This window comes from Variovorax sp. OK605, assembly GCF_900115445.1.
Taxonomy (GTDB): domain Bacteria; phylum Pseudomonadota; class Gammaproteobacteria; order Burkholderiales; family Burkholderiaceae_C; genus Variovorax.
In genome coordinates this window covers 67,938-76,280 of the sequence record NZ_FOWL01000027.1, presented here as the reverse complement: position 1 = coordinate 76,280, position 8,343 = coordinate 67,938, and the positions used below count along the sequence as shown (strand labels likewise).

Here is an 8,343-nt window from a genome sequence, read left to right as displayed (position 1 = left end):
GCCAGCGTGCGGGCAAAGGTGGAGCATCCGTTCCGCGTGATCAAGCGCCAGTTCGGTCTCGCGAAGGTGAGGTTCAAGGGACTGGCCAAGAACACGGCGCATGTGATCACGCTGTTTGCGCTGTCCAACCTGTGGATGGCGCGCAAGAAATTGATGGCGATGATGGGACAGGTGCGTCTGCAAACAGCGTGAGTGCGCTGGATCAGGGGCAGACCTCGCCGATTCGGGGCATCTGGCGGGGCGATCCATTTCCGTGCACGCCATTGACCTTCATCGCGCGCCGATTGATGACCTGTTCAGACCTTCCCTAGCAGGCGTGATCGACTGTCCGTCCCCGGCACTTCATTCCTTCAACGAACCAGGAGATTGTCATGACCTGATCCAATGATCCCAAGCGCGTGCTGTTCATCGGCCAGCAGCCCGAGACCGTCGATTTTTCGGACCCGGCGCTGCCACCCGGCTTCGATGCCGCAAAGATCCATGCCGGCATCGCGATCGGCATGCAGCAGATGGCCGCTCGCGGCTGGGCCGCCGAGCTGTGCCTGGTGCCGCCTGACGACTCGGCGACCGAGATGGTGACGAAGCAGCTCGCAGGCAAAGTCTACGATTGCGTCGTGATCGGCGGCGGCATCCGCATCCCGCCGAAGAGCTTGCTGCTCTTCGAGCAGTTGGTGAATGCCGTTCACCTGGCCGCGCCCGGTGCAGCCCTTGCGTTCAACGCGACGCCGCAGGACACGGCCGATGCGGCGGCGCGGGCGCTTGAGGGCTGACCCGGTAGCCTGGCTCGGGAATGCCTCTGCCATTGAACTGACATCGCAAGCGGGCCTGGTGCCAACCCTCAGGTCGCTTATTGAGAGGCCGCTTCCAGGCGCATTAGCACCGCAGGCCCACCAGCTCCTATGGGCCCGAAGCGCCTGGTCGCCGTCAGGCTACAGTCGACCATGAGCAGACACTCGATGGGAACCATCCACTGGGTTGTCTTACTTCACCCTAAGGTCCTAGATGCGGATTCCAGTCACTTTCGTCGCGCTCTTTGCTTTCTGCGTCAGTGCCGCTTGGGCCCAAGCCCCAGTTATGTGCATGACTTTTGATGGCAAGTATTTTCTGGATGTTTTTTTTGAGCCAACAGCCAACCGTGCGACTGCAAGCGCACGAGAGCGGCTTCCCGAGATGGTAAGCCGCGCAGAGAGTCTCAAATTACACCCTTGCTGCCCTGATGTACTTTGGACCCTGGAAGCTCATGTTGACAGGGGTGAATTACGACCAAGCGCACATGAGAATCTGGCTCAAGACCGCGCTGAATACGTTCAAGGCTTGCTAGTCGGCCTCGGGGTCTCAAAGAACCGGATATGCAAAAAATCCTTTGGCGCAAGGAGCCCAGCGTTAGAACCACCTAACGCCAAAAACGCACGCGTCGAGATTTACGCCCTGTGTGCACGCAACTCGCAAGAGGCGAACGGATCATGGTGTTGAAACACAACATCTAGATTGGAGCCCAAGACTTGCCGATCGAGTTTGCCTTGTGAATGGCGCCTTTTGGCAGGATCCAAGTTCCGCTTTGGGCCCTTTGCGCCGATGGCCCGTGCGGCTACAGTCGGCCAGTAGCTGAGCCGCTGCATCCGGCCACAACCAGACGTTCGCGGGAGGGGCCCAGTTCGGCCCGCTGAGGACTCTCGCAGCGTCAACACAACAGGTTCCGGCGCGCGTCTGGCGTTACAAGCACGAAGCGCGTGCACACGAACCGGACCTGCATCAACAATCGGCAATCAACATTCTTAGATTCGAAGGGCTCAGTCGTGCCAACTATCCGCTTTTCGGCAACGGCCTCCGTATTCGACTTCCGCCGGTCTGACGAAGGCGAACCCATTGATGACCGAGGCGTTCTGCAAACGCTGCATGGACTCACCTATTCGGACGAATCTTTCTCTGACTATCTTCTTGACGGCAGCGAGACTCGAGAGCTGGCGGGCGTCGGCATCTCTGGAGGGGAACTGAAGTTTGAGTTCGACTCGCAGGTTGGGGGCCTAGTGGCCCGCACGGAATATTCGATTCCGCGCTTCCTGACCAAACTGGAGGTTGAAGTCTTGGAGAGGTACACGGTCGACCAATGGAGCGATGGCATTGGTTCGAATTTCTTCCAGGAGCGGATGGCTGATGGTCTCGCACCGCAGGTTTTGATTTTCGAAGACCAGCCGGTCCGCGTCGACCAGCTCGAATAGCAGGCGGCGGGCGTGCCAAGTCGAAAAAGGCCAAAAGCGGTCCCAGTTGGGCGGAGCGCACTTCATCCAGGGCACGGCGCGATGGGAGCCAGGAACAATTCATGACTTACCGATTCGCTGGATTCTTTGTCGCTCAACGTATCGAGTGTCCCGGGCCTCTTCCAGAAGGAATTGCCTGGCGAGAGATTTCAAGACCATTCACCGGAACGGGTGTCCGTCTACCTGAATTCCTGGGTGGATCACCCAGCGCAGAAGAGGTGTCTGCCGCGGCTGAAAAACTCGGTCTGGGCAGGAGCGATGCATGGCTCTACCTGACATACGATTGTTGGGGAGGACAGATCGATTTCGTCTACGGCTTGGGCTCAAAGAACAGCATCCCGTTTGGCCCTGTAGAAGAGGACGCTCGGGAGAGAGTCGTCGATACGTACTGCGCGCTTATGCAAGAACTGGGCGTGTCTCGGCTAGACGCCTTGAACTTCGAACCCTTTGAACGGGGGTTTTGGGGTGAGAGCTAACGCCCCTGTCTGCTGTAGTCGTTGAGTGACTGCTTTGTGCGAGCGTCGACGCCCACTTCGGGCGCGTGCCGACGCTGTCCAACAGCCGCATCGGGGAATGGCTGCCGCACAACTGGATATCGGCCGACCATTCCTTGCCATCATGGGAAGGACAAGTCCAAACCGAGCATCTTGCTAAGGCCGAAGGCAAGGAGCGAGAGGGCCAGGAGCAATAGCACGAAGACTGCGGCCACCTTGCCACTCGCGCGCAGCACCGCGCTCCGCTTCTCCTTCCCCTCCTTTCCTTTCTTCCCCTGCTCATAGTGCCACTTGATGGCGAAGAACATGCCCGTGCCGAACACGAGAACCTTGAACGCAATGAAGACGACAGGAACCCAATCCATCATTTGATTATTTCCAAGCTATTACTTGACGCTATCTATCGTGAGGAGCACTGGTCTGAAACCAGTCTCGAGCGGACAGTCGACGCGGAACTGAGCAGGTCCGCGGCTGGCCGAGGCTGCGTGAAAACTCGCAATGGGCGTGTTTTCGGGGGTACTCAAACCCTTCTCTCGCCTTCGATCGTCAATCCTGGATCTCTCCGAGAGGTCCACTTCCGATATGGCCAGTAGCACGATGAGTTTTCACACTGCCTCGGCCGCCAGCCGCAATCGTACTGCGTGGATTCTTGCTCGAAACGATGGCTTAAATCCTCTCGAGCAACTGAGCTACCGCTCTTCCTTTGCGTTGGGCTGTTGCGTTTCGCGCGCGATACTCGTCTTCAATCGCCTCATCGAGTCAAAGATCATCCGCTTCTCCGGTTGCTGAACGTCTGGTGCTGCCAGGATTGTTGTCGAACCCCAGGGCAGTGCGCACGCGCTCGTGGACCTGCGCGCGCAAAGCATGCGCCTTCAGGCAGGCAATGAAGTCCATGAGGGTGGCCGAAACGTGCTCGCGGTTCCACACCACGGTGATCGGGCCGAAGCGGATGTTCGTCTCAATGGCGATCTTCCTGAACAGCCCCAGCGAGGCCATGTAGTCCGCCATGGATTGCGCACACACGCCGACGTAGTCGCCCTTTTGCAGCAGTGCCTGCATCATGGCCAGCGAGGCCGTTTCTGCCTTGGGCACCAGCCACGATGCTTGTTGCTCGATGAGATAGGCATCCATCTGGATGCGAGTGAGCGTGCCACGGGGAGGCATCACCCATTTCTCGCGCAACACGTCGGCAAAGCCCGGTGGCTGGTCGTTGTCCCAGTGCTTGCTGCCGTGGCCGATGACGATGCTCACCTGGTCATCGAAGAGCACGTGATGCGCCAGCTGCGGCTGGTGCGCCCTCGCATCCAGAACGCCGATCACGGCATCCATGGCACGCGTGTCCAGGCCCTTGAGCAGGTCGTCGAACAGCCCGTCGTGAATGGACACGGCCACATCGGCATGGCGCTGCTGGAACGCGGTCACGGCTTCGGGCAGGCCACCGGCGATGCCTGCCCAGACGCTGCCCACATTCAGTCGCGGCACGCGTCCCGCAGCCACCGCATGCATCTCAAGGCCGGTGCGGGCGATATCGCCCAGCACGGTGATGGCCAGCCGTTTGAGCAGATGCCCGGCGGGCGTCAGCTGTACCTTGCGCCCGCGCACCACCAGCGGCGTGCCCGCCACGCGTTCGAGCTCAGCCAGCCAGTGCGACATGGCAGATTGCGTCATGTGCAGCCGCGCCGCCGCCTCGGTCAGCGTGCCCGCCTCGTCCAGCACCAGAAAGGATTCCAGATGCCGGACCTTGATGCCCCGGGCCCAGGAGAGGCCTTCCGAACGCTCGATCATGAGTAAACCTTCATGGTTCCATTTTGCATTTTCACTAGGCGGATAGCAGGGGTTGTCATGAAAATTACTTCAACTTTCATGTCAGACCCTCAGAGGAATCCCTGTGCCTAAAGCAATCACGAACGTCTACAAGATCCTGATGGGTGTCGCGGTCGCGGCCGCCACGGCTACCACCGTGTACGCGCAAGCCTCCTACCCCAGCCGGCCCGTGCGCCTGGTCGTATCGCAGGCTCCGGGCGGCAGCAGCGACACGATCGCGCGCATGTGGGCCGAACACGCAGGCAGGGCGATCGGCGCCACCATCGTGGTGGAGAACAAGCCCGGTGCGGGCGGCCTCATTGCCGCACAGGCCGCGCTGAACGCGCCCGCCGATGGCTACACCCTGCTGTTGGGCAGCGTGTCGCTGATGGTGCTCAACCAATTCACCTACAAGCCGCTGCCCTACAACCCCGAGAAGGATTTCGTCGGCGTGACCATGCTGACCACGGTCCCGTTCGTGCTGTCGGCCAATCCGGCCACGGGCATCAAGACGCTCAAGGATCTGACGGAAAAAGCCAAGGCGGCGCCGGGCAAGTTGAACTTCGCGTCCGCCGGCCTGGGCAACTCCACCCATCTGGCGGTCGAGCTCGTGTCCAATGCCCTGGGCATTTCGATGACCCACATCCCGTACAAGGGCGAGGCCGACGGCATCCTGGCCACCATTGGCGGGCAGACCGAAGTGATGGCACCGGTGTATGGCACGGCCCTGCCCCACATCAAGAACCACAAGCTCAATCCACTGGCCGTGTTGTCGCCACAGCGCACCCCTGAGCTGCCCGACGTGCCCACCCTTGGCGAGCTGGGGGTGAAGGGGTTCGACAACATGGGCTGGAGTGCCGTGGTGACACGCACAGGCACGCCGCCCGACATCGTGGAAAAGCTCAACAAGGCGACGGCAGCCTTCCACAACAGTCCCGACGTGCAGGCCAAGCTCAAGAGCATGGGCGTGATCCCCATGTCCGGCCCTTCCGTGCTGGTCATGGAAACCGCGGCGCGTGATACCAAGGCCTGGGGGCCCACGCTCGGCGCACTGAACCTCAGCGCCAAGTAGGCCCGTGGCGCGCAAGCGCCGTCCCTTTTCCTCTCACCTCCACCCCTTGCCGTGTCCCTGATGCAGCAAGGGGGTCGTCAGCACAAGTCATGAAAAAAGAAGCAATGGTGGTCTGCCCGCAGCCGGAGGCCGCCGAGTCCGGCATTGAAATCCTGCGCGCGGGCGGGAACGCGGTGGATGCCGCCGTCGCGACCGCGCTGGCCCAGACGGTGGTCGATCCTCTGATGTGCGGCATCGCAGGTTTTGGCACCGCTGCCGTGTACCTGCCCGGTGCCCAGGTGCACGAGTATTTCGACTTCCACTCGCCTGCGCCCCTGGCGGCCAGGGAAGACATGTGGGAGCACCTGCTGGAAGGCGAGACCAAGGACGGTTTCGGCTTCATCCTCAAGGGCCGCGTGAACGACATCGGCCCTCAGTCCATCGGTACGCCGGCCACGCTCAAGGGCCTGGAGGCCATGCACCAGGCGCACGGCCGCCTGCCGTGGCGGCAGGTGGTGGAGCCCGCCATCCGTTGGGCCGCGGACGGCTACTTTGTGCGGCCCGGCATGCACGCCTTCTGGATCGACGAGCCCACCATGGGCCGCGTCGGCAACCTGGAGCGACTGCAGTACTGCGAGGACAGCCGCCAGCTGTACTGCCGCCCCGACGGCCGCCCCAAGCCCATCGGTGCGCCGCTGCGCAATGAAGGCATGGCCGCCGTGCTGCGCCAGATTGCCGAAGAAGGCGCACATCCGTTCTACCAGGGCGACCTGGCGCAAAAGATGGTGGCGCACCTGCAGTCGCTGGGTGCGTTGATCACGCTCGACGACCTGGCCCGGTACCAAGTGCAGCGCAACCCGCCGCTGGTGGGCCGCTACCGCGACCGCACCATCACGACCAACCAGCCCCCGGGCGGCGGCGCCATGCTGCTGGAGATGCTCAACATCCTTGAGCACCTTGATCTGGCGAGCCTGGAGCACAACAGCCCCGCCTACCTGCAGAGGGTGTGCGAGGCCATGAAGAAGGCGACGATCGACAAGGACCGATGCATCGGCGACCCGAAGTTCTTCGACGTGCCGTTGGATCGCTTGCTGTCCAAGGACATGGCCCGGGAAGTCGCCGAGCAGATCCGCACGGGCCATCGTTTCAACGTGGAGCGCGTGAACCCCGGTGCGCCGGTGCCGCGCGACACCACCCACCTGAGCGTGGTGGACGCCGACGGCAACGCCGTCTCCCTGACTCACTCGCTGGCCATGCCCTCGGGCATCATCACGCCGGGCATGGGCTTCCTGTACAACGGCTGCATGGGCGTGTTCGACCCGCGCCCGGGCCGCGCCGGCAGCATCCGGCCGGGCAAGAGCCGCTTCACTTCGTCGTGCCCCACCATGACCTTCAAGGACGGCGAGCTCGACGTGGTGCTCGGCGCCCCCGGTGGCACGCAGATCGCCATGGGCGTGCTGCAGGTGCTGCTCAACGTGATCGACCACGGCATGGAGATGCAGGCGGCCGTGTCGGCGCCTCGCTTCTCGTCCACCAGCAACGCCATCGACGTGTGCAACCGCATTCCGCGTTCCACCACGCGCGCGCTGGAAGCATTGGGCTACGCCATTGGCCGCAACCCGTACAACTACACCATCGGCTGGGTGCACGGCGTGCAGGTACAGGCCGATGGCCTGCACGGCGGCGCCGACCCCGGCCGCGATGGCGTGGCGTACCGGCTGCGCATGGACTTGGCGCACTGATCGGCTGCGGCACCACCCCGGCAGGCCTTTGCGCCCCGGGTGCACTGAGGTGCTGCAGATGCTTTGCTCGAATCTCTCGAAGATGTTCGCGCAAGCCGAACAAGCGTAAGCGACGGCGTCTCAGTTCTTAGGACTTGCGTCCGCACCAAGCTGCGCCCGCAAATTGCCTCAGACTCATGATGCTGACGAGCAGCCTCACGCTAGCGCCCTCACAGATGACCTTGTCTCAGACTGATTGGCGCAGAGCAGAATGACCGCTTCTGGCCGAGGCTGTGTGGAAACGCGCTCGGCATACCGGTGTGCCGAGCGCGTTTCCACACAGCCTCGGCCACCTGTTGCCATCAGAGCGCTTCGTGATCAGGATTCCATTGGGCCAGATCATCCACCGGCCGGGGCAGGCGACCTTCGAGCGTTTCTGCAATCCAGGCCGGGTCTATGTAGTTATAAGTTGACTCGATGACCCATGAAAGAAATTCCTTGGGACCACCGTTCATATAAGGCGCAGGGGAAACCGGCTTGAAAACGGTGGGCAACTTCTCCTCAAGAGATATGTAGTTGAGAACGAAGCCAAGTTCCTGAACTACCTGCCAAGCCAGTGAGTGGTCGAGATCGATGTTCAATTTCACCCACCAAAAAACGTCCGGGGTCGAACCCGATGAGAGAACTTTCACGCCTGGCACCCGTGACAGGAAGGCGACCAGTTTGGGTAGCCCGGTGGTCACCACCCCTCGATCGACTGCCTCGACAGGTGGCGTGATCGATTCGAGCTTTTTAACGACGTGTGCGTGCAAGCTTCGTCCCGCATCGGACGCTTCACGCTCAAGTGCGTTGTGGAGTTTGCTGGGAAGCTCAAGATCCATGTTATCGATGCAATGAAGTTTGAAGGGTGGGACGTTCGCCCGCTCCTGACCGATTGTGCTGGACCAGAGGTCGGTGCGCACGCGCTTCGAGTCGCCGGATGTCCCGTCGGTCCGACCCGGCAGGCGGCAAGAGCG

Annotated in this window: 9 protein-coding genes; 6 read left to right on the top strand and 3 right to left on the bottom strand. The window is 61.7% G+C overall.

The window, feature by feature from the left end:
* From BM013_RS38305 to BM013_RS40980, 4 genes are all read left to right on the top strand, one after another.
* A partial coding sequence (locus BM013_RS38305) for a transposase (RefSeq protein WP_143098479.1) occupies positions 1 to 192 on the top strand: 192 nt, incomplete at its 5' end.
* A gap of 206 nt (positions 193 to 398) precedes the next feature.
* On the top strand, positions 399 to 770 hold the full coding sequence (locus BM013_RS38300) for a hypothetical protein (protein WP_093135545.1): 372 nt from the start codon (positions 399 to 401) through the stop codon (positions 768 to 770).
* A 1,026-nt stretch (positions 771 to 1,796) separates the two neighbouring features.
* Entirely contained in the window at positions 1,797 to 2,219 is a 423-nt protein-coding gene (locus tag BM013_RS38290; protein ID WP_093135540.1) for a hypothetical protein, read from the top strand.
* A 101-nt stretch (positions 2,220 to 2,320) separates the two neighbouring features.
* On the top strand, positions 2,321 to 2,734 hold the full coding sequence (locus BM013_RS40980) for a hypothetical protein (protein WP_143098478.1): 414 nt from the start codon (positions 2,321 to 2,323) through the stop codon (positions 2,732 to 2,734).
* 140 nt (positions 2,735 to 2,874) lie between these two features.
* Here BM013_RS40980 and BM013_RS38285 read toward each other — a convergent pair whose 3' ends face one another.
* Together BM013_RS38285 and BM013_RS38280 are read right to left on the bottom strand one after the other, a co-directional pair.
* Positions 2,875 to 3,120, bottom strand: a complete 246-nt coding sequence (locus BM013_RS38285) for a hypothetical protein (RefSeq protein ID WP_093135537.1) — start codon at positions 3,118 to 3,120, stop codon at positions 2,875 to 2,877.
* Positions 3,121 to 3,511: 391 nt separating this feature from the next.
* The gene (locus BM013_RS38280; RefSeq protein ID WP_256221874.1) at positions 3,512 to 4,537 is read right to left on the bottom strand and encodes a LysR family transcriptional regulator; all 1,026 of its coding nucleotides are present in this window, start codon (positions 4,535 to 4,537) and stop codon (positions 3,512 to 3,514) included.
* A gap of 103 nt (positions 4,538 to 4,640) precedes the next feature.
* On the opposite strand from BM013_RS38280, the gene BM013_RS38275 reads away from it, so the two are divergent.
* Positions 4,641 to 5,627: a Bug family tripartite tricarboxylate transporter substrate binding protein gene (locus tag BM013_RS38275; protein ID WP_093135535.1), complete on the top strand. Its 987-nt coding sequence runs from the start codon at positions 4,641 to 4,643 to the stop codon at positions 5,625 to 5,627.
* A gap of 89 nt (positions 5,628 to 5,716) precedes the next feature.
* Entirely contained in the window at positions 5,717 to 7,348 is a 1,632-nt protein-coding gene (ggt, locus tag BM013_RS38270; RefSeq protein WP_093135532.1) for a gamma-glutamyltransferase, read from the top strand.
* Between the two features lie 341 nt (positions 7,349 to 7,689).
* On the opposite strand, the gene BM013_RS38265 is transcribed toward ggt, so the two are convergent.
* The gene (locus BM013_RS38265; protein ID WP_256221873.1) at positions 7,690 to 8,289 is read right to left on the bottom strand and encodes a hypothetical protein; all 600 of its coding nucleotides are present in this window, start codon (positions 8,287 to 8,289) and stop codon (positions 7,690 to 7,692) included.
* Positions 8,290 to 8,343 lie beyond the last annotated feature (54 nt).